Annotated in this window: 21 protein-coding genes and 1 pseudogene; 13 read left to right on the top strand and 9 right to left on the bottom strand. The window is 72.2% G+C overall.

All coding sequences use genetic code 11. The annotated features are described in order from the left end of the window. Positions 1-813: 813 nt before the first annotated feature. The 4 genes from NON19_RS00110 (at position 814) to NON19_RS00095 (ending at position 7828) form a co-directional block, all read left to right on the top strand. Positions 814-4743, top strand: a complete 3930-nt coding sequence (locus tag NON19_RS00110) for a Pls/PosA family non-ribosomal peptide synthetase (RefSeq protein WP_372513939.1) — start codon at positions 814-816, stop codon at positions 4741-4743. Positions 4744-4821: 78 nt separating this feature from the next. Then, on the top strand, positions 4822-6237 hold the full coding sequence (locus NON19_RS00105) for a M1 family metallopeptidase (RefSeq protein ID WP_255924411.1): 1416 nt from the start codon (positions 4822-4824) through the stop codon (positions 6235-6237). Positions 6238-6406: 169 nt separating this feature from the next. Continuing rightward, positions 6407-6937, top strand: a complete 531-nt coding sequence (locus NON19_RS00100) for a universal stress protein (RefSeq protein WP_255924410.1) — start codon at positions 6407-6409, stop codon at positions 6935-6937. Between the two features lie 105 nt (positions 6938-7042). Beyond that, positions 7043-7828 carry a VOC family protein gene (locus tag NON19_RS00095; RefSeq protein WP_255924409.1) on the top strand — a complete coding sequence of 262 codons (786 nt, stop codon included), beginning with the start codon at positions 7043-7045 and terminating at the stop codon, positions 7826-7828. A 6-nt stretch (positions 7829-7834) separates the two neighbouring features. Here NON19_RS00095 and NON19_RS00090 read toward each other — a convergent pair whose 3' ends face one another. The 4 genes from NON19_RS00090 to NON19_RS00075 all read right to left on the bottom strand — a co-directional run bounded on the left by NON19_RS00090 (position 7835) and on the right by NON19_RS00075 (position 11695). After that, complete coding sequence (locus NON19_RS00090; RefSeq protein WP_255924408.1) at positions 7835-8881, bottom strand: chitinase; 1047 nt, start codon at positions 8879-8881, stop codon at positions 7835-7837. Between the two features lie 252 nt (positions 8882-9133). Next, positions 9134-9694, bottom strand: a complete 561-nt coding sequence (gene pcaG, locus NON19_RS00085) for a protocatechuate 3,4-dioxygenase subunit alpha (RefSeq protein WP_255924407.1) — start codon at positions 9692-9694, stop codon at positions 9134-9136. After that, on the bottom strand, positions 9691-10326 hold the full coding sequence (gene pcaH, locus NON19_RS00080) for a protocatechuate 3,4-dioxygenase subunit beta (RefSeq protein ID WP_255924406.1): 636 nt from the start codon (positions 10324-10326) through the stop codon (positions 9691-9693). The genes pcaG and pcaH overlap by 4 nt, the downstream gene beginning before the upstream one ends. Positions 10327-10498: 172 nt before the next feature. Beyond that, a complete protein-coding gene (locus NON19_RS00075) occupies positions 10499-11695 on the bottom strand; it encodes a thiolase family protein (RefSeq protein WP_255924405.1) in 1197 nt (398 codons plus the stop codon). Positions 11696-11877: 182 nt separating this feature from the next. Between NON19_RS00075 and NON19_RS00070 the strand changes: the two genes are divergently transcribed. Continuing rightward, a complete protein-coding gene (locus tag NON19_RS00070) occupies positions 11878-12696 on the top strand; it encodes a hypothetical protein (RefSeq protein WP_255924404.1) in 819 nt (272 codons plus the stop codon). A gap of 7 nt (positions 12697-12703) precedes the next feature. Here NON19_RS00070 and NON19_RS00065 read toward each other — a convergent pair whose 3' ends face one another. Beyond that, positions 12704-13453 carry a GntR family transcriptional regulator gene (locus NON19_RS00065; RefSeq protein WP_255924403.1) on the bottom strand — a complete coding sequence of 250 codons (750 nt, stop codon included), beginning with the start codon at positions 13451-13453 and terminating at the stop codon, positions 12704-12706. Positions 13454-13676: 223 nt separating this feature from the next. Between NON19_RS00065 and NON19_RS00060 the strand changes: the two genes are divergently transcribed. The 5 genes from NON19_RS00060 to NON19_RS00040 are packed head-to-tail and all read left to right on the top strand — an operon-like array spanning position 13677 to position 18319. Further along, positions 13677-14825 (top strand): ABC transporter substrate-binding protein, encoded by a 1149-nt coding sequence (locus NON19_RS00060; RefSeq protein ID WP_255924402.1) that lies wholly within the window; start codon positions 13677-13679, stop codon positions 14823-14825. Next, the gene (locus NON19_RS00055) at positions 14825-15766 is read left to right on the top strand and encodes an ABC transporter permease (protein WP_372513938.1); all 942 of its coding nucleotides are present in this window, start codon (positions 14825-14827) and stop codon (positions 15764-15766) included. The genes NON19_RS00060 and NON19_RS00055 overlap by 1 nt, the downstream gene beginning before the upstream one ends. Further along, the gene (locus NON19_RS00050) at positions 15754-16632 is read left to right on the top strand and encodes an ABC transporter permease (RefSeq protein ID WP_255924401.1); all 879 of its coding nucleotides are present in this window, start codon (positions 15754-15756) and stop codon (positions 16630-16632) included. The genes NON19_RS00055 and NON19_RS00050 overlap by 13 nt, the downstream gene beginning before the upstream one ends. After that, a complete protein-coding gene (locus tag NON19_RS00045; RefSeq protein ID WP_255924400.1) occupies positions 16629-17666 on the top strand; it encodes an ABC transporter ATP-binding protein in 1038 nt (345 codons plus the stop codon). Before NON19_RS00050 ends, NON19_RS00045 begins: the two co-directional genes overlap by 4 nt. Then, positions 17663-18319: an HAD family hydrolase gene (locus NON19_RS00040; protein ID WP_308213642.1), complete on the top strand. Its 657-nt coding sequence runs from the start codon at positions 17663-17665 to the stop codon at positions 18317-18319. The genes NON19_RS00045 and NON19_RS00040 overlap by 4 nt, the downstream gene beginning before the upstream one ends. 27 nt (positions 18320-18346) lie before the next feature. On the opposite strand, the gene NON19_RS00035 is transcribed toward NON19_RS00040, so the two are convergent. Genes NON19_RS00035 through NON19_RS00025 form a run of 3 tightly spaced genes read right to left on the bottom strand, consistent with a single transcriptional unit; the run spans position 18347 to position 21959 of the window. After that, positions 18347-18751, bottom strand: coding sequence for a DUF3592 domain-containing protein (locus tag NON19_RS00035; protein WP_255924399.1), 405 nt, complete (start codon positions 18749-18751; stop codon positions 18347-18349). A 14-nt stretch (positions 18752-18765) separates the two neighbouring features. After that, entirely contained in the window at positions 18766-19452 is a 687-nt protein-coding gene (locus NON19_RS00030) for a response regulator (protein ID WP_255924398.1), read from the bottom strand. Next, positions 19449-21959: a sensor histidine kinase gene (locus tag NON19_RS00025; RefSeq protein ID WP_255924397.1), complete on the bottom strand. Its 2511-nt coding sequence runs from the start codon at positions 21957-21959 to the stop codon at positions 19449-19451. The genes NON19_RS00030 and NON19_RS00025 overlap by 4 nt, the downstream gene beginning before the upstream one ends. 570 nt (positions 21960-22529) lie before the next feature. Here NON19_RS00025 and lnt point away from each other — a divergent pair. Further along, positions 22530-24119, top strand: coding sequence for an apolipoprotein N-acyltransferase (lnt, locus tag NON19_RS00020; RefSeq protein ID WP_255924396.1), 1590 nt, complete (start codon positions 22530-22532; stop codon positions 24117-24119). On the opposite strand, the gene NON19_RS00015 is transcribed toward lnt, so the two are convergent. Further along, complete coding sequence (locus tag NON19_RS00015) at positions 24091-25017, bottom strand: Gfo/Idh/MocA family protein (RefSeq protein ID WP_255924395.1); 927 nt, start codon at positions 25015-25017, stop codon at positions 24091-24093. The genes lnt and NON19_RS00015 overlap by 29 nt on opposite strands. A gap of 169 nt (positions 25018-25186) precedes the next feature. Between NON19_RS00015 and NON19_RS00010 the strand changes: the two genes are divergently transcribed. Both NON19_RS00010 and NON19_RS00005 read left to right on the top strand, forming a co-directional pair. Beyond that, positions 25187-25690, top strand: coding sequence for a DinB family protein (locus tag NON19_RS00010; RefSeq protein WP_255924394.1), 504 nt, complete (start codon positions 25187-25189; stop codon positions 25688-25690). A gap of 111 nt (positions 25691-25801) precedes the next feature. After that, a pseudogene (locus tag NON19_RS00005) lies at positions 25802-26008 on the top strand (hypothetical protein); the annotation flags it as partial.

Here is a 26008-nt window from a genome sequence, read left to right as displayed (position 1 = left end):
ATCGGGACTGCGTCCAGGGGCGACGGTACGCCGCGGGCAGCGCGAGCAGAAGATCCAATCGGCGGCCGTGTCACTGCGCCATTTCCACCCGGTCCGCCGCCACCCGCCGGGCATCTGGCGGCTGGTCGGCTCGGCGCCACCCGGGACCGCGGCAAGCCCGCACCGCCCCGCGATCGCCCCGGTACCGGACGCGTCGCCTCCACACCGCCTCCACATCGCGCGAGCGGAAAGTGAACCTTGATGTGCGGAAGGTGAATTGAAGGCGCCATCCTTGACCGGGCGCCCCCGCGACCAGGCATCGAGGAGTCCTTCGGACGGGACTGTTCGCCGTGACCCGCTCGCATCGCGGCGGAATACGGCTGAGGCCGTGACGGGGGCGTGACGGCGGCGCGAGCGAATCGAAAATTCTAGCACATCCATCGAATTGCCAAGTGCGCCCGCACCGGCCCGCACTCGCACGCGTGTACACCGGGTGAGGTTTCGAAATCGCCGGTCACACCCCATGAAACGGCTGGTAAAGCCGTTCGGAAAGCGGATCGTTGCGCGACCTGAGCGCCCTCTCAGCTTTCTCTTATGTTCTTCTCATGCTTGGCTTACCAGCGTCTTATCCGAGACGCCAGCCGTCGGCTGACGTCTTTTCGAACAGATTTTGAGGAGGACCTACGGACTCTTGGTCCACTGTTTGCGCCTTTGTCGCCAACTGCGCCAGCTCATCGCGCGTCTGTATATGTGCAACAAACCGCCGCTGTACGGGGCAGCGGCCTTCGTGACACACGCCCCGCCCACACAGGGCGTAATCCAGAAGGACCTTCCTTGACACCGCGACCGCAGTACGCCACCTCGCCATGCCGGATTCCGTCCCAGCAGGACACACTGACCGACTCTCCCGTCTCCGGGGCGCTCTGGTCGGCGGTACCGCCCGCGCCCGCCCGTACACTCATCGACGTCCTGGAGACCTCCGCCCAGACGCATCCCACAGCTCCGGCCCTGGAGGCCGGGGGCGTTGTCCTCGACTACCGCGGCCTGCTCGCCGAAGTCTCCGTGTTCGCCGACAAGTTGAACGCCCAGGGCATCGGCGCGGGCGACCGGGTCGGCATACGTGTGCCGTCAGGCACCTCCGACCTGTACGTGGCCGTGCTCGGCGTGCTGTACGCGGGCGCCGCCTACGTACCGGTGGACGCCGACGACCCTGACGAGCGGGCCGAGATGATCTGGTCCGAGGCCGCGGTGTGCGCCGTCATCGGTGCCGGGCTGTCCGTGGTCGCCCGTCCCGAGGCCCCGCCGCAGGGCAGGCGGCGCAGACCTTCGCCGCAGGACGACGCCTGGATCATCTTCACCTCCGGAACGACGGGCAAGCCCAAGGGAGTTGCCGTCACCCACCGGTCGGCCGCCGCGTTCGTGGACGCCGAGGCCCGGCTGTTCCTCCAGCGGGCACCGTTGGGCCCCGGTGACCGGGTGCTGGCCGGTCTTTCGGTGGCGTTCGACGCCTCCTGTGAGGAGATGTGGCTGGCCTGGCGGCACGGCGCCTGCCTGGTCCCCGCGCCGCGCTCGCTGGTGCGGGCGGGCACCGATCTGGGACCGTGGCTGGTGGACCGTGCGATCACGGTGGTCTCCACGGTGCCGACGCTGGTCGCCCTGTGGCCGGTGGAATCGCTGGACCGGGTACGGCTGTTGATCGTCGGCGGCGAGGCCTGCCCTGCCGAACTGGTGGACCGGCTCGGCGGCGAACGCGAGATGTGGAACACCTACGGCCCCACCGAGACCACCGTCGTCGCCTGCGCCACCCGGATGCTGCCGGGCGAGCCGGTGCGCATCGGCAAACCACTGGACGGCTGGGAGATCGCCGTGGTGGACGCCGAGGGCCGACCGGTGTCCTGGGGCGAGTCCGGTGAACTGGTGATCGCCGGTGTGGGCACCGCCCGCTACCTCGACCCGGCCAAGGACGCCGAGAAGTTCAGCGCCCACCCCGCGCTGCCCGGCCGCCGCGCCTACCGCAGCGGTGACCTGGTGCGGGCGGAGCCGGAGGGGCTGGTGTTCGTCGGCCGGGCCGACGAACAGGTCAAGCTCGCCGGACGCCGGGTCGAACTCGGTGAGATCGACGCCGCGTTGCAGGCGCTGCCGGGGGTACGGGCCGCCGCGGCGGCGGTGCGCAGCACCTCGGGAGGCGGCCAGGTGCTGGTCGGCTACCTGGTGCCGAGCGAGGACGGGCTGGACACCACGGCCGCCCGCCGTCAACTCCTCGACCAGCTACCGCAGTCACTCGTTCCGGTGCTCGCCGTGGTGGACGACCTGCCCACCCGTACCTCGGGCAAGGTCGACCGAGGCGCACTGCCGTGGCCGCTGCCGAACGCGCGACCGCAGGTGGAGCAGGAGTTGACGGGCACCGCGGGCTGGCTGGCGGCGCGCTGGCAGGATCTGCTGGGCCTGCCGGTCTCCGCGGAGTCGGACTTCTTCGCGCTCGGCGGCACGAGCCTGTCCGCCGCCAAGCTGGTCTCCACACTGCGCGAGCGGTATCCGGACGTGTCGGTGGCCGACGTCTACCACTGCTCGGGGCTGCTGGCGCTGGCCGAACGACTGGACTCGCATCGCGAGTCCTCGGAGGCCCAGCGCGAGGTGCGGCCGACACCGAAGCGCGCCGGAGTGGTGCAGTGCCTGGTGCTGGCCGTGCTGTACACGGTCACCGGCATGCGCTGGCTGCTGGGGCTGGCCACGCTGGACAACCTGGTGGGGCCGCTGCCGTGGGCGCCGCACACCTCGTGGTGGGTGGTGCTCGGCGGCTGGCTGGTGCTCTACAGCGCGCCCGCCCGGCTGGCGATCGGCGCCGGTGCGGCCCGGCTGCTGACCCGGGGGCTGCGGCCCGGTGCGCATCCGCGCGGTGGTGCGACGCACCTGCGGCTGTGGGCGGCCGAGCGCGTGGTGGCCACGTTCGGTGTGCCGGGGCTGATCGGTACGCCGTGGGCCGCGCGGTACGCCCGGGCGCTGGGCTGCTCGGTGGGCCGTGATGTGTCGCTGCACACCATGCCGCCGGTGACCGGCATGGCCGAACTCGGCGACGGCTGCGCCGTGGAGCCGGAGGTCGACCTGGCCGGTTGGTGGCTGGACGGGGATGTGCTGCACCTCGGCCGGGTGAAGGTCGAGGCGGGCGCCCGGGTGGCGACCCGGTCGACGCTGCTGCCCGGCGCCGTGGTCGGTGCGGGCGCCGAGGTCGCACCCGGCTCGCTGGTGAGCGGTGTGGTACCCGCGCGGCAGCGCTGGGTCGGCAGCCCGGCCAGGCCCGCCCGGGACGCGGATCCGGCGGGCGCTGAGTGGCCCGAGCCGCGCGGTAGCCACTCCAAGCGGTGGTATCCGGCGTACGCCGCGGCGCTGTTGGGCTTCAACCTGCTGCCGTTGGTGTCCGTACTGCCCGCGCTGGCGGTGTTGTACCGGATCGCCGGGCGCGACGCGTCGCTGGGCGTACTGCTGGGCCAACTGCTATGGACCGCACCGGCGTTGACCGCGTTGACCATGACCTGCTACGCGGGGCTGCTGGTAGTGCTGGTCCGGCTGGCGGGCCGGGCGCTGAAGCCCGGTTTCCATCCGGTGCACGGCAAGGCGGCCTGGTGCGCCTGGGTCGCCTCGGGGCTGATGGACCAGGCGCGCGGTTCCCTTTTCCCGCTGTATGCCAGCTTGTTCACTCCGGTGTGGATGCGGCTGCTGGGCGCCCGGGTGGGCCGCCGGGCCGAGTTGTCCACGGTGCTGGCGCTGCCGGGGCTGATGACGGTCGAGGACGGCGCGTTCCTGGCGGACGACACGCTGGTGGCGCCGTACGAAGTGCGCGGCGGCTGGCTGCGGTTGGGGCGGTCCAGCGTGGGTCGGCGCTCGTTCGTCGGCAACTCGGGCATCGTCGGGCCGGGCCGGGCGCTGCCCGACGAGTCGCTGGTCGGGGTGCTCTCCGACGCGCCCGCGCACGCCGAGCCCGGGTCGTCCTGGCTGGGCCGCCCGGGCTTCACCGTCGCCCGCAACGCGGACGGCGCCGATCCCAGCCGTACCTTCGCGCCGCCCAAGCGGCTGGTGATGGCCCGCGCGGCGGTGGAACTGTGCCGGTTCATCCCGCTGTTGTGCACCGCGGTGCTGGGCGATGTGTCGTTCGTGGCGTTGCAGGAGCTGGTGGACCTGGACGGTTGGACGGCGGCGCTGGCGCTGGCCGGGTTGGTGCTGCTGGCGGCGGGCGCGGTGGCGTGTGCGACCACGACGGCGGCCAAGTGGCTGCTGGTGGGCCGGTTCCGGCAGGGTGAGCATCCGCTGTGGTCCTCCTTCGTGTGGCGCAACGAGCTGTACGACGTGTTCGTCGAGGAGTTGGCGATGCCGTGGCTGGCCGGTTCGCTGATCGGCACGCCGCTGCTGAACATCTGGCTGCGTTCGCTGGGCGCGCGGATCGGCCGCGGGGTGTGGTGCGAGAGCCACTGGCTGCCGGAGACCGACCTGGTGCGGCTGGGCGACGGGGCGAGCGTGAACCGAGGCTGTGTGCTGCAGACGCATCTGTTCCACGACCGGCTGATGCGTGTTGACGGCGTCCGGCTGGGACGAGGCGCGACACTGGGTCCGCACTCCATCGTGCTGCCCGGTTCCGCGGTCGGCGACGGTACCGTGATCGGTCCGGCGTCCCTGGTGATGCGCGGCGAGCAGGTGCCGTCCGGCACCCGCTGGCTGGGCAACCCGGTGTCCTCGTGGACGTCGGACGCCGAGCCGGTCGCCTCGGCGTGAGCCGTCTTCCGGGGTCCGTCGCGTCGTTCTGACGCGGCGGACCCGGCAAAGCCCCTGGACTTCCAAGGAGATCGAACCGTGTGTCCGTGGACTCGCCGGGCGTTCGTGGCCGGTGCGCTGTCCCTTCCGGTGACGTGCGCCGCGGCGGACGCCTACCAGGGGTCCGGTGCCGCGGGTGCGGCTGCCCAGGCCCGCTACTTCCCCAACCACGGCGACCCGGGTCTGCATGTCGCCGAGTACGACCTGCGGCTGACGTACCATCCGCCGATCCGCACGCTGGACGGCGTGGCACGGGTGACGGCGACCGCCGACGCGGCGGGCGACGGATTCGGGCTTGACCTGTCCTCGGCGCTCACCGTGTCGGCGGTGGACGTGGACGGGGTGGCCGCCCAGTTCCGGCACCGGCGGGGCAAGTTGCGTGTCACTCCGGCCGGTGGGCTGGCCGCCGGTCGGCGGTTCGTCTGCGAGGTGCGCTACTCGGGGCGGCCCAAGCCGTTGCGCACCCCGTTCGGTGAGATCGGCTGGGACTACACGACGGGCTCGCCCGGCGGTGTGCTGGTGGCCAGCCAGCCGCTGGGCGCCCCCTCGTGGTACCCGTGCAACGACCGGCCGGGCGACAAGGCCGCGTACCGGATGGCGGTGACGGTGCCGGAGGGCCACCAGGTCGTCGCCAACGGGGTGTTGACCGACCGCACGACCGTGCCGGGGACGGGGACGACCTGGACGTACCAGCACCCCGGGCCGATGGCCAGCTATCTGGCGACGCTCAACATCGGCCGCTTCGTCTTCACCACGCAGGACGGCGGCCCGGTGCCGATCCGCAACGCCTATCCCATGCGGCTGGCCACCGCGTTCGACCATGACTTCGGACGGCAGCCGCAGATGATGCGGCTGTTCCAGGACCTGTTCGGACCGTACCCGTTCGAGGTGTACGGGTCGGTGGTGGTCGACGCCGAGCTCGACCAGCCGGTGGAGAACCAGACGTTCTCGCTGTTCGGCGTGAACCACGTGGACGGCAGGCGCGGAAGTGAGCACCTGGTGGCGCACGAGCTGGCCCACCACTGGTTCGGCAACAGCGTGAGCCTCGCCGAGTGGCGGCACATCTGGCTCAACGAGGGGTTCGCCACCTACTGCGAGTGGCTGTGGTCCGAGCACTCCGGCGGCGCCAGCGCCGACCAACTCGCGGCGGACAACTGGACGGACCTGGCCGACGACGGCCAGCGGCTGCGGATCGGCGACCCCGGACCCGACCGGATCTTCGACGACCGGGTGTACTCCCGTGGCGCCTGTACGCTGCACGCGCTGCGCACCACGGTCGGGGACGAGGCGTTCTTCGCCACGCTGCGCGCCTGGGCGACCGAGTACCGCCACGGCAACGCGGCGACGGGCGAGTTCATCGCCCTGGCCGAGCGGCACGCCCACCGCAAGCTCGACGAACTGTTTCGGTCATGGCTGTACGAGAAGCGGCTGCCACCGTTGCCGCAGCGGGTCTGACCAGCTCGCTGTCCCCGCACATCAAGGACGCGTCAAGCAGTGGGCGGCCGCCGTACGAAGCCCGTCAAGACGACCGTCGCCGGGCATATGACGGACGTCCACTGGAGGTGCGGATCACCCGGGGCGGCAGGGGCCCCGGGAGCGGAGCGGAAAAGGGAAGCGAACGATCATGGCCGAGGACACGCGGGTCGTCGTGGGGGTCAGCGGATCGCTGAGCAGCCTGGCGGCGCTGCACCGCGCGGTGGACGAGGCGCGCCGCAGGGACGCCGTCCTCGTGCCGGTGCTCGCCTGGACCCCGGTGGGCGGCGAGGCCACGTACCGCCGCAGCCCCTGCCCGGCGCTGCTGAAGGAGTGGGAGATCGCCGCGTGCAAGCGGATGGACACCGCCTTCGAGCAGGCCTTCGGCGGCTACCCGGAGGGCGTGCGGATCCAGGGCCGGGTGGTGCGCGGCGACGCTGGCCAGGCACTGGTGCACACCGCGGACCGGCCGGATGACCTGCTCATCGTGGGGAGCGGCAGGCGCGGTCGGCTGCGGCGGATGTTCCACGGTGCGGTGAGCCGCTACTGCCTGGCGCACGCCAGGTGCACCGTGCTGGCTGTCCCACCCTCGGAGCTGCTCGACACCCTGGAGCGGGCGCTGCGGGTCGGCGACCCGATGACCATGCTGGCCCGTACGGCGCAGGCCGCCCCGGCGCGCTGACCCCCGAGTGGCGGTCGGCACCGGGCTCGGCAAGGGTGGGTGGCGAGGGGATGGACATCGTCCGCCGTGGTGGGCGGCGGACCGCCGAGATGTGGAGGCGAGGGCATGTCCGAGGTCACAGCCGCGCACCCGGTGGGGACCCCGTGCTGGGTGGATCTGATGGTCGGCGATCAGCAGGCCGCCCTGGACTTCTACGGCGAGCTGTTCGGCTGGTCCGGCGAGGTCGGCCCCGAGGAGGTGGGCGGCTACACGGTCTGTACGTTGCATGGCAAGCCCGTTGCCGGAATCGGCAAGGCGATGGCGATGGAGGGCCAGCCCGCGCCGCCCACCGCCTGGACCACGTACCTGTCGGTGGACGACATCGACGCGGCGGTACGGGCGGTCGGCGAGTACGGCGGACAGGTCTGCATGGGGCCGATGGACGTTCCGCCCAACATCGGGCGGATGGCGGTCTGCGTCGATCCGACCGGCGGGGTGTTCGGGTTCTGGCAGCCGTTGGACTTCTTCGGCGCGCAACTCGTCAACGAACCGAACACCCTGTGCTGGAACGAACTCAACTCGCGGGACCCGCAGGCGGCTTCGGAGTTCTACTCCCGGGTGCTCAGCGTCAGCTTCACTCCGTACCAGGAGATGCCCGGCTACTTCACACTGCACGCCGGGGGCCGAACGGTCGGCGGACTACAGGGACTTGAGCAGTTCCCCGAGGGCACGCCCTCACACTGGCTGGCGTACTTCTCGGTGAACGACACCGATGTCACGGTCGAACTGCTGACCAAGGCCGGCGGGGCGGTGTTGCAGCAGCCCTATGAGATCCCCGCGGGCCGGATGGCCGTGGTCCGCGATCCACAGGGCGGGGTGTTCGGCGTGATCGCCATGCCGCCGTCGGCCTGACGCCGGTCAGCCGGTGTAGCCGGTCATCGTCTGACCGTACGCGCCGGGGCTCTGGTCGACCGAGGAGCAGGTCGGCTGGGCGTAGCCGGTCGAGCCGCCGGGGCAGGGCTGGTCGCGGGTGGCGGACCAGAACGACAGCCAGGCCAGGTGCTTGCCCTGGGCGAACGAGACCAGGCTGGCGGCGTCGTCGAGGGTGAACGTCTCACTGGTGTTGTCGTTGAGCCCGATCATCGGGGTGACCGCCACCTTGTTCCACGCCTGGTCGTCGCTGAGGTCCGGCCAGACCGACTTGATCTGCGCCTGGGTCGCGGTGGCCGCGTCGATGGCGTTCTGCCCCATGTCGGTGGGGAACGACGAGCCGTAGTCCATGGCCATCACGTTCACCGCGGCGATGTTCGCGCCGTTGTTCCTGGCGCTGTTCAGGACGTTGACGCCGTCCGAGGTCAGTCCGTTCGGCAGCACCGGCAGGGTGTAGGAGACCTGGAGCGAGGGGTTGTTCTGCTCCAGGAGGGCGATCGCCTGGTTGCGGCGTTCCACTGACGCGGAGTCGGCGACCGAGGCGCCCTCGACGTCGAAGTCGATGTCGGTGAGCGCGTACTGGTCGATGACCTTCTGGTACGCGGCGGCCAGATCGGTGGCCGAGGAGCAACCGGTCGCCAGCTCCGTGCCGTTGGCGCCGCCGAACGAGACCCGTACGTCGCCTCCGGCGGAGCGCAGCGCGGCGATGTTGTCGGTGGTGGTCTGGTCGGTCAGGTCGGTGACGCCGCCCCATTTGGGGTCGCAGCCGCCGCCGTCGGTGACGAACGCCAGGTTGAAGTACTTGGTGCCCTCGGTCGAGGCGCCGCCCGCCAGGTTGTACTGCGGGTAGAGCGACAGGTCCGCGTACGGGGAGAAGGCGCCGAAACCGCTGGCCGCCGGGTGCTGGCCCGCGGTGGCGGCCGTGGCGCTGCCGGTGTTGGCGGTGAGCGCCATGGATCCCGCGAGGAGCGTGGTGGCGAGCAGCGTGGTGCGGCGGTGCTTGGTCTTGGTGGGCAGGGCGGAGCGTTGCGGCATGGCGGACTCCGGTTGTGGGGGGATGGAGCCCGCGCCGGGCGGCGTGGTCGGGCACGGCCGTCCCGGCGCGGGTGATGGCGGCGCCGCGGCCAGGGGGCGGCGTCCGGGCGTGCTGGGGTGGCATACGGCGCGGGCGTCCCGTGGGACACCGCGGTCACCGCATGCCCAATAAATTGGCCTGGACCAATGACCCGCGTCAAGACACCGGCGGGAAATCACTGCCGCGCCAACGCCCTTCGCGCGCCGCGGAGTTCACCGGAACGCGAGGAAGACCGTCTCCTCGTGCTCCCCGTCGCCGCGCAGCCGTACGTCGAAGCGGTGGACCCCGGTGCGCTCCGGCACCGCGATCAGCGTCGCGCGGCGCCGGGCGTCCAGCGAGGACAGCAGCGGGTCGGCGGCCTGGCTCAGGTAGGCCCGGGTGAAAAGGTTGCCCAGCAGTCCCCGGGCGAAGACGCACACCGACAGGTACGGCACCCCGCCCGGCCTCAGGGTGCGCACCACGTAGCCGCCGTCCGCGCCGGTGGCGACCCGTCCGAACCCGGTGAACGCCACACCGTCCCGGCCGACGGCCGTACCGTCCACCGGGTCGCGGCGCAGTGAGCCGGGCGCCCCGGTGCGCGAGCCGTCCGGTGCGGGCTGCCAGAACTCCAGCAGGGCGTCGTCCACCGGCGCGCCGCAGCCGTCGAGCACCCGGCCGTGGACGGTGACGGTGTCCGGGTGCCCGGTGGGTGCGATCCGGCCGCCCGCCGGATGCGGCAGGGCGTGGCCGAAGTAGGGGCCGATGGTCTGGGACGGGGTGGGCTCAAGCGTCATCGCGGGCCTCCGTCCAGGACGATGTCCCAGCGGTAGCCCAACGCCCGGCCGGGGACGGACAGTTCGGGATCGTAGGCGGCGACCAGCCGCTGCCGGTCGGCGTCGGGCACACCGCACCAGATGGGGTCCAGCGGGAGCAGTGGGTCGCCGGGGAAGTACATCTGGGTGACCAGCCGCTGGGTGAAGGCGGTGCCGAACAGCGAGAAGTGGATGTGGGCGGGCCGCCAGGAGTTGGAGTGCTCGCCCCACGGGTAGGCGCCGGGCCGGATCGTGGTGAACCGGTAGTGGCCCTGGTCGTCGGTGAGGCAGCGTCCGGCGCCGGTGAAGTTGGGGTCCAGTGGGGCGTGGTGCTGGTCGCGGCGGTGCGCGTAGCGTCCGGCGGCGTTGGCCTGCCAGATCTCGACCAGTTGGCCGTGCACCGGGCGGCCGGTGCGGTCAACCACACGGCCGCTGACGGTGATTCGCTGACCCAGCGGCTGGCCGGGGTGCTGGCGGGTGAGGTCGCTGTCGATCGCGGTGACGTCGGCGGCGCCGAACACCGGTCCGGTCAGCTCGACGGCCTCGGGGTCGTCCACCACGACCAGCGGGCGCTGCGGTTGGCGGGATAACGCGCCACGGTACGGCTCCGGCATGTGCGGCCTCCTAGCGGTGCGGTCTCCTACGGCCTGTCCGGTGACTTCTGGCGGGTGTGCGGTCGGCTCGGCGGTGCGACAGCGCCCTGAAGGGACGCGGGGAACCGCACGACCAGCCGCAACGGTGCCGCGGACGATCCACGGCGGATCCCCGCACTCCCCCGCGGAGCGCCTAGCGTTCGAGGACGAGGGCGAGGCCCTGGCCGACGCCGATGCACAGGGCGGCAAGGCCGGTTCCCGAACCGGCGGCGGCGAGTTGGTGGGCGACGGCCCCGGCGAGCCGGGCGCCCGAAGCGCCGAGCGGGTGGCCGATGGCGATGGCGCCGCCGCGTGGATTGACCACGGCCGGGTCGAGGTCCGGCCACTCGGCGAGGCAGCCCAACGCCTGGGCGGCGAAGGCCTCGTTGAGCTCGAAGGTCACAAGGTCGGCGAAGCGGCGGCCGGAGCGCTGGAGGGCGCGCTCCACCGCCTCGACCGGGCCGAGCCCGAACAGGTGCGGCTCGATGCCGGTGACGGCGCTGGCGCTGATCCGGGCGAGCGGTTCGCGGCCGGTCGCCGCCAGGCCCGCCTCGTCCACGATCAGCAGCGCGGCGGCGCCGTCGTTGAGCGGTGAGGCGTTGCCCGCGGTCACCGTGCCGCCCTCGCGGAACACCGGCTTCAGCTTGGCCAGCGCCTCCAGCGAGGTGGCGTCGCGGATGGTCTCGTCCCGCACCAGATCGGTACCGTCGACCGGTACCACCTCCGGTGCGTACAGCCCGTCCTTCCAGGCGCGGCTGGCCTTCTCATGGCTGGCGAGGGCGAAGGCGTCCTGTGCCTGGCGGGTGATGCGGTGCCGGTCCGCGACGAGTTCGGCGCCCTCCCCGAGGGAGACCGTCCACTCCTTGGGCATCCGGGGGTTGGTCATCCGCCAGCCGAGGGTAGTGGAGTACATCTCCTGGTGCCCGGTGGGGAACGCCCGTTCCGGCTTGGGCACCACCCACGGCGCGCGGCTCATCGACTCCACGCCGCCCGCGATGGCGATCGAGGCGTCACCGAGCGCGACGGCGCGGTACGCCTGGATCACGGCTTCCAGACCGGATCCGCACAGCCGGTTGACGGTCGAGCCGGGCACGGTGACCGGCAGTCCGGCGAGCAGCACCGCCATCCGGGCCACGTCGCGGTTCTCCTCGCCCGCGCCGTTGGCGTTGCCCAGCACCACGTCGTCGATCCTGGCCGGGTCCAGCTGCGGGCTGCGGTCGACCAGGGCGCGTACGACATGCGCGGCGAGGTCGTCCGGGCGCACTCCGGCGAGCGCGCCGCCGTACTTGCCGACGGGGGTGCGCACCGCGTCGGCGATGTACACATCACGGGCTGCCACGCCAGTACTCATCGGTGTCCTTCCCTGCGCCCTGCCCTGTTCGCCCGGCGAGCCGAAGATCGCGGCGGTTCGCGCCCGAGTCTGTGCCCGGTCGTCGGCGCTGTCAACGCCTCCTCCCCGCCACCGCCGTAACCGGGCGGGCGCCGGGTAGGTTGATCTTGTGGCAGCCGCTGAGCAGCGAGAAGGGGGAGACCGTGTCGGCGCAGCCCGTCGATCTGGCGCAGCACGTCCAGGCGTTCATCAGGGGCTTTCCGATGGCCGACGGCTACCGGGTGCCGGACCGGGCGGAGCGGGCGGCGCTGGCGGCCGGGGTGCTTGAGGTGCTCGACGGGCGGCCCGAGGCGGCGAGCGGGCGGCTGGCGGCGATCGGCTACACGGTGCGCAGACTGCGCCGGGCCACCGGTGAGCTGGCGGAGGTGTGCGAGACGGCGTGGACCGGGCGGGGCTGGGGCCGGGTGTACGTGGATGTGACCCGGCCGGCGCACTGGAGCGTGCAGGCTCCGCATCCGCGCTCCGACCTGCGCACCGGGCTGCTGGCGGCCGAGCTGTTCGACCGGGCGCCGGGCGGGGTGCTGGTGCTGGCCGGTGCGCTGCGCACGGCGGGCGAGGGGAACTGCGCGGATGTGGCGCACCGGGCGGACTCCGCCTTCAACGCGGTGTGCGACGCGCTGGTGGCACGCGGACTGCCCGCGATCCAGGTGCACGGTTTCGCCGATGCCAGCGCTCCCGGGCACGACGTGGTGGTCTCACCGGGTCCGGCGCCACCGGGCGACGCGGTGCGGCGGGCGGCGCGGCTGCTGGACGAGAAGGGGTTCCGGGTGTGCCGGGTGTGGCGGGAGCGCTGCGACGGCCTGGAGGGCACCACGAACGTGCAGGCCCGCCGGGCGGCCGCGGACGGGGTGCCGTTCGTGCACGTCGAGAACAGCTTCTCGGTACGGCACGACCCGGCCGCCCGGGGCCGGGCCGCCGACGCCCTGGCCGAGGTGGCGCGGAGCTGGCTGCACGAGAGTTGACGGTACGTCAGGAAGCGGTGCGCCGTGAAAGCGCGGCCGCGGCCGAGGAGTTGTGCACGGTGAACGCCACCGTACCCGGCAGGTAGCGGTCCTCGGACCACTCCACGGGCGTCCCGGTGGGATCGGTGCTGCGCCGCCGTTCGCGCAGCAGCGCGTCACCGACACGGCAGTCGAGCAGCGCGGCGTCGTCCGCGTCGGCGTAGGTCAGATCGATGGTGTGGTGCACGTCGGTGAACCGCACGCCGTGTTCCTCCAGCGGCACGGTGTGCGAGACGGCGGCCGGGTCGAGCCCGGCGACGATCTCCCCGATGTGCCGTGGGTACACGGAGCGTTCGACCATCACCGGCACCGCGGACAGGGTGCGCACCCGCAGCACCAGGCACACCTCGTCGCCCTCGGCCAGCCGCAGCTTCTCACGCTCCACGGGTTCGGCCGCGCGCCGCACCACGTCCACCACCCGGCCGCCGGGCTCCTCGCCCAGCGAGCGCGCCCAGCGGGTGAAGCTGACGGTCTCGCTGAACGTCTGCACCCTGGCGGTGCCCAGCACCACCCGGCGGGTGCCGCGCCGGGAGGTGACCAGGCCGTCGGCGCGCAGCAGGGCGAGGGCCTGCCGGATGGTGCCCCGGGAGACACCGTAGGTCTGCGCGAGCGCGGACTCGGCGGGGAGCCTGCCGCCGGAGCCGTAGGCGCCGTCGGATATGCCCTGCCGCAGTTCGGCGGCGACCTTCCGGTACATCGCCTGGCGCCCGTCCGCCACGATCATCCCCGTCCCACGTCCAGCGCACCTGATCAGTGCGTGTGCCACGTATGTGATCGGGAGCCTAACCGCAACCTGTGGGCAGCATCGGGCCGTTCCCGTCGCCTTCGTCGAATTTCGGCCACTCGTTCACTTTCCGGCCATCCGGCTCGTACCTACTTGGCGCGTCAAGTTGTACAGCCAACCTGGCCGCCCCCTCTCAGAACCTCGCAAGGAGACCGAAGTGAACGTGCCCAGACTCCGAGCCATCGGCGCCGCGGGCGTCCTGGCCACGACGGCACTCACCCTCAGCGCCTGTGGCGCCGCTCCCGCCACCAGCACCACGGCGAGCGGCAAGAGCGCCGCGGCCGCCACCTCGGCCGCCGACTTCGGCGGAACGGACGCACTGGTCGCCGCCGCGAAGAAGGAGGGCACGCTCAACGCCATCGCGCTCCCCCGCGACTGGGCCAACTACGGTGCGGTCATCGACGGGTTCACCAAGAAGTACGGCATCAAGGTCAACGACGAGAACCCCGAAGGCGCCAGCCAGGACGAGTTGAACGCGATCACCTCCCGCAAGGGCCAGGACCGCGCCCCCGACGTGGTGGACCTCGGCTCCTCGTTCGCGCTCAGCGGCGCACAGCAGGGGCTGTTCGCCGCCTACAAGGTGGCCGGGTTCGACAAGATCCCCGCCGCGCAGAAGGACGGCCAGGCCCGCTGGTACAACGACTACGGCGGCTACATCTCGATCGGCTGCGACACCAAGCGGGTCAAGGACTGCCCGAAGACCTTCGCCGATCTGCTCAAGCCCGAGTACAAGGGCCAGGTGGCGCTCAACGGCAACCCGACCAAGGCCGGTGCCGCGTTCGGCGCGGTGTACGCGGCGGCGCTGGCGAACGGCGGCTCGTTCGACGACATCCAGCCCGGCATCGACTTCTTCGGCAAGCTGAAGAAGGCTGGCAACTTCGACCCGGTGCAGGCCACCCCGGCGACCATCCAGAAGGGCGAGACCCCGATCAGCGTCGACTGGGACTACCTCAACTCCGGTTACGCGGACGAGTTCCGCGGCAAGGGCGTCGACTGGCAGGTCACCGTCCCCTCCGACGGCCGGTACTCGCAGTACTACTCGCAGGCGATCAACGCCTCCGCACCGCACCCGGCGGCGGCCCGGCTGTGGGAGGAGTACCTCTACAGCGCCGAGGGCCAGAACCTGTTCCTCAAGGGGTACGCCCGCCCCGCCCTGATGGACGCCATGAAGCAGGCCGGAACGCTGGACACCGCCGCCGCGGGCAAGCTCGCCGCGGTCAGCGGCACGCCGAGCTTCCCGACCCCGGGCCAGACGGACAAGGCCAAGCAGGTCGTCACCGAGAAGTGGGCAGCGGCCGTCTCGTGATGAACGTCGCCACTTCGGCTGATACGGGTCCGCTCCCGGAGCAGGCCCCCTGCCCCCGGAAGCTCCTCTTCCGGGGGCAGGCCCCAAAGCCCCCACACCGCCGGGCGCTTGGACCGCCGCTGGCCGTCGCCCCGCTGCTGGTCTTCATGGGAGCGGCCTTCGGGCTGCCCGCGATCGCCATCGCCACGGGGGCGTTCACCACCAGCGCCGACGCCCCCGGCGGGGTGCGCTGGACGCTGTCGAACCTGACCACCTCGGTGCACGGCGCCTATCTGACCGCGCTGTGGGGCAGCGTCAGGCTCTCCGCGCTGTCGGCGCTGCTGGCGACGGTGCTCGGGGTGCCGCTGGCGCAGGCCGTGGTGACCTCGGGCAGCCGGGCGCTGCGCGACGCGGTGATGTCGGCCTCCGGCGTGCTCGCCAACTTCGGTGGCGTACCCCTGGCGTTCGCGTTCGTCGCCACCCTGGGCAACGCCGGTGTCCTCACCACACGTCTCCACCTGGCCGCCCGGGGCTGGAGCCTGTACAGCTTCTGGGGCCTGGTGGTGGTGTACCTGTACTTCCTGCTGCCGCTGATGGTGCTGACCATCGCGCCCGCCCTGGAGGGGCTGCGCGCCGGTTGGCGCGAGGCGGCCCGCAACAACGGGGCCACCTCCTGGCAGTTCTGGCGGCATGTGGCGCTTCCGGTGCTGGCGCCGTCGCTGCTCGGCGGCTATGTGCTGCTGTTCGGCAGCGCCTTCGCCGCCTACGCCACCGCCGCGGCGATGGTGGGCAGTTCGGTGCCGCTGCTGACCTCGCAGATCGCCGACGCGTTGTCCGGCAACGTCCTGGTGGGCCAGGGCAACGTGGCACTCGCGCTCAGCGTCGACATGGTGGTGGTCGCGGGCGCGGTGATGGCGGTCTACGTCCCCCTGCAGCGAAGGAGCGCCCGATGGCTGGCCTGACGAACCGGCGAGGGATCCGCTGGTGGCGCGGCGCGGTCGCGCTCGCCGCCGGGCTGTACTTCCTTGTGCCACTGGCCTGTTCGGTGCTGTTCACCGTGGACGTGCCAGGCCGGGGCTTCACCCTCGGCGCGTACACCGGCATCCTGAGCGCCAGCGGTTTCACCAGCAGCCTGCTGCTCACCTTGGAGCTGGCCGCCGCGACCATCGTGCTGGTGCTGGGGCTGCTGGTCCCGGCGCTGCTCGCGGCGCGGCTCGGCGCGCCCCGGCTGCGGCCGCTGCTGGAGGTCGTGTGCTCGCTGCCGCTGGTGGTGCCCTCGGTGGCCTTGGTCGCCGGATACAGCGGGGTGCTGCGCTGGGGGCCGCAGTACCTGTCCCGCACCCCGCTGTTCGAGACCTTCGTGGCGGTGCAGAACGCCGACTTCCCCGTGGTGCTGGTGCTCGCCTACAGCGTGATGGCGCTGCCGCTGGCCTACCGCGCCCTGGACGCCGGGATGCGCGCGGTGGACGTGCGTACCCTGATGGAGGCGGCCCGCAGCTGTGGCGCGAGCCCGGTGCGGGCGGTGTTCCAGGCGGTGCTGCCGAATCTGCGCGGTGCGCTGATGAACGCCAGCTTCCTCACCCTGGCGCTGGTGCTCGGTGAGTACACCGTCGGCGCGCTGCTGGGCTTTCGGCCGTTCGCGGTGTGGATCGTGGGCATCGGCGGCAGCCAGGCCCAACTGTCGGTGGCGGTATCGGTGTTGAGCCTGCTGCTGACCTGGGCGCTGCTGCTGGTGTTCGCCGCCGCGAGCCGCCCCCGTACCCGTACCCCCCGCCGGGCGCGTGCCAAGGCCGCCCCGGCGCTCGTTCCGCAGGAGTCGGCCACATGACCGTCGAATTCCGGGCGCTGCACAAGTCGTTCGGCGCCACCAAGGCCCTCGATGGGCTCGATCTCACCGCCCGCCAGGGCGAGTTGCTGGCCCTGCTCGGGCCGTCCGGGTGCGGCAAGACCACCGCGCTGCGGATGCTGGCGGGCTTCGAGAGGCCGGACTCGGGGCAGGTGCTGGTGGACGGTGAGGACATCAGCGACATCCCGGCGCACCGCAGGGACGCCGGGATGGTGTTCCAGTCCTACAGCCTCTTCCCGCATCTGACCGCCGCCGACAACGTGGCGTTCGGGCTGCGGATGCGCAAGGTCGGCGCGGCCGAACGGCGCGCCAGAGCCGCCGAGTTGCTGGAACTGGTCGGCCTGCCGCAGCACGCCGACCGCTACCCGCACCAGATGTCCGGCGGCCAGCAGCAGCGGGTGGCGCTCGCCAGGGCGCTGGCGCTGCGCCCTAAGGTGCTGTTGCTGGACGAGCCGCTGTCCGCGCTGGACGCCAAGGTCCGGGTGCAACTGCGGGAGGAGATCCGGCGGCTGCAGCAGGAGCTGGCGATCACCACGGTGTTCGTCACCCACGACCAGGAGGAGGCGCTGTCCACCGCCGACCGCGTCGCGGTGATGCGGGACGGCCGCCTCGAACAGTGCGCCAGCCCGGCCGAGTTGTACGACAGCCCGTCGACCCCGTTCGTCGCGGAGTTCGTCGGCACCATGAACCGGCTGCCGGGCCTGGCCACCGGTGACGGCAGCGTGGAGGTGCTCGGGCAGCGGCTGCCGGTACGCGGCGACGCGGCCACCTCGGGCACCGTCGATGTGCTGGTGCGGCCCGAGGCGGTGGACGCCGCCGCCGACGAGCAGGGTTCGGCGCGGGTGACGGCCACCGCGTTCCACGGCGCCGTCACCCGGCTGACGGTGGCGCTCGCCGACGGCACCACGGTCAAGGCCGACATCCCCAGCCACCGCGCCCGCGGCCTGGTGGCGGGCGCCGCGGCGACCGTGACGCTGCCCGAGCGGCCGGTGCTGGTGGAGGCGCGCGCCGCATGACCCTGGCAGCGGTTCTCTTCGACATGGACGGCACCTTGGTGGACACCGAGGACGTGTGGTGGCAGGCGGTCGACGACATCGCCCGCGGCCTCGGCTACCGGTTGACCGAGCGGGACCTGCCCGATGTACTCGGCCGCCCGGTGGAGCACACCGCGGACCACCTGTTGCGGGTCACCGGCACCGGACGCGAACGCGCCGCGCTGGCCGCGGAGTTGGACGGCCGGTTCGCGGAGCTGGTCGAACGCGACATCCGGCCGCGGCCGGGAGCACTGGCCCTGCTGGACGCGCTACGGGCGCAGCGGCTGACCACCGCCTTGGTGTCGGCCTCGCCGCGCCGGGTGGTCGACATGGTGCTGCGGGTCCTGGGCCGCGACCGGTTCACGGTGACGGTCTCGGCCGACGACACCGCGCGCACCAAGCCCGCGCCGGACCCGTATCTGGCCGCGGCCCGGCTGCTCGGCGTGGCCCCGGCGCGGTGCGTGGCGGTGGAGGACACCCCGACCGGGGTGGCCTCGGCCGAGGCGGCTGGCTGCCAGGTGCTGGCGGTGCCTTCGGCGGTACCGATAGCGGCGGCGCCGGGGCGCACGGTACTGCGTTCGCTGGAGGAGGCGGAACCGGCGTTGCTGCGCTCGCTGGTCCCCAGCCCGCGGTAGCGCGGACGGTGAGCGGGCGGGTGGGAGTCAGTCGGCGACGGCGAGCAGCACTCCACAGGTCACGACGAGAACACTGCCCGCCACGATGAACCCGTACTCCAGTCCCACCCGCTCCCGCCGGTGTACGACAACGGTCCGCGGATCGGCGGGATCGTAGAAGACCAGCACCGTCTCACCGTCGCGCAGCGGCCGCCGCCGATCGGGCGGCACGGGGCTGACCACCTCGACGACCCGGCCGTCCGCGGTGGTGAACTGCAAACGCGGCCGCGGCGGACACGGCTCCCCGGCGACATCCCCCGGCGCCCGCTTGACCAGCGCACCGGCGGGCAGGCCGACCCGCCGCATCCGCCGGGCCTCGCGCAGCCCGGCGACCCCGGCCAACACCGCGACCAGTCCGCACATGCCGGTGATCGCGGCAAACACCCCCACCACCACGCCCGCCTCCCTCAGGGGTCGAAGCGGTATCCCATCCCGGGTTCGGTGATCAGATGCCGTGGCCGGGACGGATCCGGCTCAAGTTTGCGGCGCAACGCCGAGATGTAGATCCGCAGATAGTTGGTCCGGTCCTCCCGCCCAGGCCCCCATACGTCGCGCAGTAGTTGGGCGCCCGTCAGCAGCCTGCCCGGATTGCGCAGCAGCGGCACCAGCAACCGCCACTCGGTGGGCGTGAAATGCAGCGGTTCGCCCCCGCCCAAGGTCGGCACCGCGGTGTGGGAGTCCAGGTCAACGGTGAAGTCGGCCACCTTGACCGTCTGCCGCCGTGGCGGGGCGACTGCCGGGCGGCGCAGTACGGCCCGTAACCTGGCCAGCAGCTCATCCATGGAGAACGGTTTCGTCAGGTAGTCGTCGGCACCCGCGTCGAGCGCCTCGACGGTGACCTCGGGACCACTGCGCCCGGACAGCACGATGATCGGCGCCGAACTCCAGGCCCGCAGCCCCGCGATCACCTCGACACCGTCCACGTCCGGCAGGCCGAGGTCGAGGACGACCGCGTCCGGCGGGCACCGGGAGGCCAGGCGCAGCGCGGTGGTGCCGTCCGGCGCGGTGGCCACCGCGTACTGCCGGGCCTTGAGGTTGATGCCGAGAGCACGCAGCATCTGCGGCTCGTCGTCGACGACCAGGACCCGCCTCATGCCACCACCTCATCCCGTAGCGGGCGGGCGGCGGGCAGCGCGACCACCATGGTCAGCCCGCCACCGGGTGTCTCCTCCGCGGTGAGGGTGCCGCCCATCGCCTCGGTCAGCCCCCGGGACAGCGCGAGGCCCAGGCCGAGGCCGGTGCTGTTGTCGGTGTCGCCCATGCGCTGGAACGGCTCGAACGCCCGCTCCCGGTCGGCCGGTTGGATGCCGGGGCCGCGGTCCACGACCCGTATCTCCACCCGGGAACCCAGCGCGCTGGCGCTGACCGACACCGGTTTGCCGGGCGGCGAGTGGCGTACCGCGTTGGCCACCAGGTTGGCCAGCACCCGCTCCAGCAGCGGCGGATCGGCGAGCACGTCGGCCGCCTCCTCAAGTCCCGGAGCGAGCACCGCGACGGAGCTGTCCGGCAGGGTGTCCAGGGCCAGCGGCAGCACCTCGGCGGGCGCGGTCGGCCGCACCCGCAAGGTGAGCGCCCCGGCCTGGAGCCTGCTCATGTCGAGCAGGTTGTCCACCAGCCGGTTCAGCTTGGCCAGCGACTCCTCGGCGGTGGCCAGCAGTTCCTCGCGGTCCTGGTCGCTGAAGTCCACATCGCGGCTGCGCAGCCCGCTGACCGCGGCCCAGCCGCTGGCCAGCGGGGTGCGCAGATCGTGGCTGACCGCGGCCAGCAGCGCGGTGCGCATCCGGTCGGCGGCCTTGACCGGCTCGACCTCGGCGGCGGCCTCGGCCAGCCGGGCCCGCTCCAGTGCCGCCGCCAGATGCGCGGCGAACGCGGTCAGCACCCGGTGTTCGGACGCTGCCAGATCCCGTCCCTTGAGCAGCAGCAGGCTGTCCGGGCCTATCGGGACGCTCAGGTCGGCGTCGTCGCCCGGACCCGCCGCGTCACCGCCGCGGCGCCGCACCAGGACGGCGGACTCCATGCCGAAGGTCTCCCGGGTCAGGTTCAGCAGCGCGGAGACGGCCTGGTCTCCGCGGAGGATGTGCCCGGCGAGCGAGGAGAGCGTCTCTGCCTCGGCGGTGGCGTTGGCCGCGCGCCGCGACAGCCTCAGCGAACGGTCCACGATGGCGGCGACGACGACCGCGACCACGGTGAACGAGGCCAGCGCGAGGATGTTGTTGGGCTCGGCGATGGTGAACTCGCCGATGGGCGGGATGAAGTAGTAGTTGAGCAGCAGCGAGGCGCTGATCGAGGCGAGCACCGCCGAGCCGACCCCGCCGATGCACGCCACCGCGACCACGGTGGTCAAGAACAGCAGCGTCTCACTGGTGAGGTTCAGGTGCAGCGCGTGCGCGCCGGTGCGCAGCAGCACGGTCAGCAGCACCGGCAACACGATTCCGGCGAGCGGTCCGGCCACCCGCCGGGAGACCGGCAGCGCGTTCCCGGGAAGCGGCAGCAACCGTCCACCGCCCGCCCGTTCATGGGTGACCATGTGGACGTCGATGTCGCCGGAGGACGCCACGGTGGTCTCGCCCACACCGCGCTCGGCCAGCATCCGGCGCAGCCGACTGCGGCGGCTGGTGCCGACGACGAGCTGGGTGGCGTTCTCGGCGCGGGCGAACTCCAGCAGCGCGGTGGGCACATGGTCGCCGACCACCGAGTGGAAGCTGCCGCCAAGGCTCTCCACCAACTGCCGCTGAGCGGCCAGCGCGGCCGGTGAGGAGTCGGTCAGACCGTTGCTGCGCACCACGTGGACGGCGAGCAGATCGCCGCCGGAGGAGCGCGCGGCGATCCGCGCGGCCCGGCGAATGAGCGTTTCTCCCTCCGAGCCGCCGGTGAGCGCGACGACCACCCGCTCCCGGGTCTCCCACACCTTGCCGATGCGGTGCTCGTAGCGGTACTTCTGCAGCGCCTCGTCCACCCGTCCGGCGACCCACAGCAGCGCCAGCTCGCGCAGCGCGGTCAGGTTGCCGACCCGGAAATAGTGGGAGAGGGCGGCGTCGATCTTCTCCGGCGGATAGATGTTGCCGTGCGCCATGCGGCGGCGCAGGCCCTCGGCGGGTATATCGACCAGTTCGATCTGCGCGGCGCGGCGCACCACCTCGTCGGGCACGGTCTCCCGCTGAGGCACACCGGTGATCTTCTGGACGACGTCGTTGAGCGACTCCAGATGCTGGACGTTGACCGTGGTGACCACGTCGATCCCGGCGGCCAGCAGTTCCTCGATGTCCTGCCAGCGTTTGGCGTTGCGCCCGCCGGGCACGTTGGTGTGCGCCATCTCGTCGATCAGCGCGACCTCGGGGCGGCGCTCCAGCACGGCGGCCAGGTCCAGTTCGGTGAAGTCGGCCCCGTGATAGGTACGTTGGGCCCGGGGAAGGATCTCCAGGCCGTCCAGCATCGCCTCGGTGTGCGGACGGTGGTGGCATTCGGCGAGCGCCACCACCACGTCCCTGCCGCGTCCGGCGCGGCGCCGTCCTTCGTCCAGCATCCGGTAGGTCTTGCCCACTCCGGGCGCCGCGCCTAGAAAGACCTTCAGTTCGCCGGGTGGGACGGCGCTGTGCACCACCTGGAGCCCCTCCTTGTGTCGTCAGGCATCGTGCCGCGCTTCTCAGACGTCGTGCCGCGCGATAGGGCCGGTTCCGCGGGCACTCCCAGCGTGCTGCCCCGTTGGTTCGTAGCGTGCTGCCCCGGTACGCCGGTCACGGCGACCGTTAGCGGTGTCCTTACACGATCACGTGACTCCTTGACGGCGCCTTGACGCGGTACGGCCGCCATAGGGACATCGGCACCGGGAAGTCCGGTCGGCCGGGACGCGCGGCGCTCCGGGATCGCCGGGAGCCCCCGAGCGGCTGCGCGCGCAGGAACAGGACCGCACGACGGCGAACGCGTATCGTCAGGTGCGTATCGACGTACACAGCGGTCGAAACCGCCGAGCTGCGCCGGCTGTACCACCTCACCGGATCAGCGACACCACCCCGGCGGCGCGTCCAACGCCGTCTCGACCTGGAGGAGGCCCGACTGGGCGAGGGCTGAGCCGTCCGGACCCCGTCCCTGACGGCAACCGTCGGCCCGGCACTCCCCGACCCGTACCGCCGCCGCCCGGTTGCCGCCGAGCTGACCTGGGGAGTCTACGAAGGTGACCACCGTCCCGAAGCTCACCAACCCCCGCCGCCGCAGCCCCGGCGCGACACGGCGCCAGGAACCGCCGCCCCGGGACGCCAGCGGCCACCGGCCCTCGCTCGCCTCGCCCTGGTGGCGCGGCGGCGCCGCCGTCGCCGCCGGAGCGGTGCCCGCCCTGGCCTTCCCGGCGCCCGCGCTGTGGTGGCTGGCCTATGTCGCCCTGGTCCCGCTGACCCTGCTGGCGCGCTCGGCGCCCACCCGCCGCCGGGGCGCGCTGGACGGCTGGCTCGGCGGCACCGGGTTCATGATCGCGGTGCACCACTGGCTGCTGCCCAGCCTGGGTCCGTTCATCGTGGTGATCGCGGCGCTGCTCGGCCTGGTGTGGCTGCCCTGGGGATGGCTGGCGCAGCGGCTGCTCGGCGGCTCACCCGGGGTCGGCAGCGCACTGGCAGCGCTGGTGCTGCTGCCGTCGGCGTGGCTGCTGGCCGAAATCGTCCGCTCCTGGCAGTACCTCGGCGGCCCATGGGGACTGCTGGGCGCCAGCCAGTGGCAGGTACCGGCCGCCCTGCGGCTGGCCTCGGTGGGCGGAGTGTGGCTGCTGAGCTTCCTGCTGGTGTCGGTGAACACCGCGGTCACGGTGCTCATCGCGGTGCCCTCGGCGCGCCGTGCCGCGGTGGCGGCGCTGCTGACGGTGGCGCTGGGCGGTACCGCGGCGTGGTTCTGGGTGCCGACGGCGCCAGCGCACGGAAGCGTACGGATCGCCGTCGTGCAGCCGGGGACGATCGAGAACGCGCAGGCGCGGTTCGACCGCAGCGCGCGGCTCACCGCCCAACTGTCCGGCACACATCCGGATCTGGTGGTGTGGGGCGAGAGCAGCGTCGGCTTCGACCTGAACGCCCACCCGGCGCTCAGCACCCGGCTGGCCGCGCTGTCCCGGCAGGTCGGCGCCGACCTGCTGGTCAACGTGGACGCACAGCGCGCCGACGGACGCGGCATCTACAAGACGTCCGTACTGGTGGGCCCGAACGGCCCGACCGGGCAGAGCTACGACAAGATGCGGCTGGTGCCGTTCGGCGAGTACATCCCGCTGCGCTCGGTGCTCGGCTGGGCCACCAAGGTCGGCAAGGCCGCCAGCGTCAACCGGCACCGCGGCACCCACCAGGTGGTGATGGACGTCGGCACGCTGCGCATCGGGCCGCTGATCTGCTTCGAGACCGCCTTCCCCGATATGAGCCGCCATCTGGCCGACATGGACGCCCAGTTGCTGGTGGCACAGTCGTCCACCTCGACGTTCCAGCACAGTTGGGCACCGGCCCAGCACGCCTCGCTGGCGGCGCTGCGCGCGGCGGAGACCTGGCGCCCCATGGTGCACGCCACCCTCACCGGCATCAGCGCGGTCTACGACGCGCACGGCGCCCGGATCGGCCCGCGCATCGGTACCTCAAGCAGCGCCGCCCACGTCTACACGGTGCCGCTGTCGGGCGGCCGCAGCCCCTACGACCGGTGGGGCGACTGGGTGATCGAACTATCCGTCGGCCTGCTGGCGCTGAGCGCCTGCTACGAGGGCTACCGCGCGGTCAGGAAGCCCGGCGCAGGGCGACGTTGACGATCCGCTCGCACAACTCGTGGGTCACCAGGTCGTCCTCGGCGCTGAGCACCTTGCCGGTGCGCACCGCGTCCAGGAAGGCCAGGGTGATCTGCTCGATGCCGCGCTGGCGGGCCACCGGCACCCAGTCACCGCGCCTGCGCACAGTCGGCTGCCCCTTGTGGTCGATGACCTCCGCGAGGTTGACCACCTGGCGCTTGGTGTCCTGGCCCATCACCTCCAGGACCTCCTCGCTGGAGCCGCTCATCCGGTTCATGATGCCGAGCGCGGTGAACCCGTCACCGGATAGTTGCAGCACCACATGGTGCAGCAGACCGCCCTGCGACCTGGTGCGGATGTCGACGTGGTCGATCGTGCCGGGCGCGAGGAAGCGCAGCGTGTCCACGACGTGGATGAAGTCGTCGAAGACGAACTCCCGTGGCTCCGCGGCGAGTCCGACCCGGTTCTTCTGCAGCACGATCAGGTCGCGGGGGTGATCGAGGCACTGGGTGTAACAGGGCGCGTAGCGGCGGTTGAAGCCCGTCATCAGGCTCACACCGCGCTGCCGCGCGCGACGCACCAGCGCCTCGGCACCCGCGTGGTCGGCGGCCAGCGGCTTGTCGACGTAGACCGGGACCCCGGCGTCGATCAGCGCCCCGGCGATCTCGGCGTGCACCGCGGTGGGGGCGTGTACGAAGGCGGCGTCGAGCCCCTGGTCGATGAGGGCGCGCAGTTCGGTGTGCCGGTGGTCCGCCGGGACGCGATGGCTGTCGCCGACCTGGTCCAGCGTGCCGCGGGTACGGGTGTGCAGATGGGGATCGATGCCGGGCAGCGCGGTGAGCACCGGCAGATAGGCCTTGCGCGCTATGTCACCGAGGCCGATGACACCGACCTTGAGCGGCCTGCCCGGTGATGCCACTGCTCGTCTCCCGTTGTCCCGCGGTACGAGTGTTCCCTTCCGTGCAGCATACGGGGCCTGCGGGGGCGGTACGGGTGGGGACGGCGGCCGGGGGCTGGCGGCAGGGCCGGGTGGAGGCCGGTGGAAAATGCCGCGCCGTCTGCCCCCTGGCCGCGTCATGATGACGGCCATGACGGGGATACAGCGAACCGATACGCCCACCACCGCGGACGAGCGCACCACCTTGGAGGCGATGCTGGACTACCACCGGGCGACCTTGGCGATGAAGTGCGAGGGGCTGTCCGATGAGCAACTGCGCGCCCCCACCGTGCCGCCGTCGGAACTGACGCTCCTGGGCCTGGTACGGCATATGGCGGAGGTGGAGTCCGGCTGGTTCCGTGGCGTGCTGGGCGCGCAGGACGCCAAGCCGATCTACTACTCGGAGGAGGACCGGGACGGCGAGTTCCACGACCTCGACACGGCGGACACCATGGAGGCCTTCGCCACCTGGCGGGAGCAGATCGACCGCGCGAAGGAGATCGCGGCGGCGCGCTCACTGGACGACACCGGGACCCGCCGGGGCCGGACGTACTCGCTGCGTTGGATCTACACGCACATGATCGAGGAGTACGCCCGGCACAACGGGCACGCCGATCTGATCCGCGAACGCATCGACGGCGCCACCGGCGAGTGAGACGGCGGCTGCCGATCACCCCTGCGAGGATCACTACTGCGGCGGTCACCCTGCAGCGATCACTCCTGCGGGGAATGGCCAACTACCTTGGCACGGCCCAGAGTTGGGTAGGTGCGCCGATTTCCCCTAGCGGCCGTCATGGCGGCGGCCACACTGCTCACCGGATGCGTCAACGTCTCCGAGCGGCCCGACCCACCGGACCGTCCGGCGCCGCCACGGCTACCGGCGCTCGTACGGATCGCACCACAGCCCGCCCGCGAGGAGCTGACCACCACCCTGCCGAACCCGGGGGCTTCCCCCTCCCCCTCCCCTCCCGCC

This window comes from Streptantibioticus rubrisoli (assembly GCF_024436055.1).
Taxonomy (GTDB): domain Bacteria; phylum Actinomycetota; class Actinomycetes; order Streptomycetales; family Streptomycetaceae; genus Streptantibioticus_A; species Streptantibioticus_A rubrisoli.
This window is presented reverse-complemented; position numbering and strand designations above follow the sequence as displayed.

Excerpts from the sequence above, each read along its gene's own strand:
- NON19_RS00075 (WP_255924405.1), bottom strand. The coding sequence starts at position 11,695 with ATGAGTACTGGCGTGGCAGCCCGTGATGTGTACATCGCCGACGCGGTG.
- pcaH (WP_255924406.1), bottom strand. The coding sequence starts at position 10,326 with ATGCCGGAGCCGTACCGTGGCGCGTTATCCCGCCAACCGCAGCGCCCG.
- NON19_RS00100 (WP_255924410.1), top strand. The coding sequence starts at position 6,407 with ATGGCCGAGGACACGCGGGTCGTCGTGGGGGTCAGCGGATCGCTGAGC.
- NON19_RS00050 (WP_255924401.1), top strand. The coding sequence starts at position 15,754 with ATGGCTGGCCTGACGAACCGGCGAGGGATCCGCTGGTGGCGCGGCGCG.
- NON19_RS00040 (WP_308213642.1), top strand. The coding sequence starts at position 17,663 with ATGACCCTGGCAGCGGTTCTCTTCGACATGGACGGCACCTTGGTGGAC.
- pcaG (WP_255924407.1), bottom strand. The coding sequence starts at position 9,694 with ATGACGCTTGAGCCCACCCCGTCCCAGACCATCGGCCCCTACTTCGGC.
- NON19_RS00010 (WP_255924394.1), top strand. The coding sequence starts at position 25,187 with ATGACGGGGATACAGCGAACCGATACGCCCACCACCGCGGACGAGCGC.
- NON19_RS00030 (WP_255924398.1), bottom strand. The coding sequence starts at position 19,452 with ATGAGGCGGGTCCTGGTCGTCGACGACGAGCCGCAGATGCTGCGTGCT.
- NON19_RS00095 (WP_255924409.1), top strand. The coding sequence starts at position 7,043 with ATGTCCGAGGTCACAGCCGCGCACCCGGTGGGGACCCCGTGCTGGGTG.
- NON19_RS00055 (WP_372513938.1), top strand. The coding sequence starts at position 14,825 with ATGAACGTCGCCACTTCGGCTGATACGGGTCCGCTCCCGGAGCAGGCC.
- NON19_RS00090 (WP_255924408.1), bottom strand. The coding sequence starts at position 8,881 with ATGCCGCAACGCTCCGCCCTGCCCACCAAGACCAAGCACCGCCGCACC.
- NON19_RS00045 (WP_255924400.1), top strand. The coding sequence starts at position 16,629 with ATGACCGTCGAATTCCGGGCGCTGCACAAGTCGTTCGGCGCCACCAAG.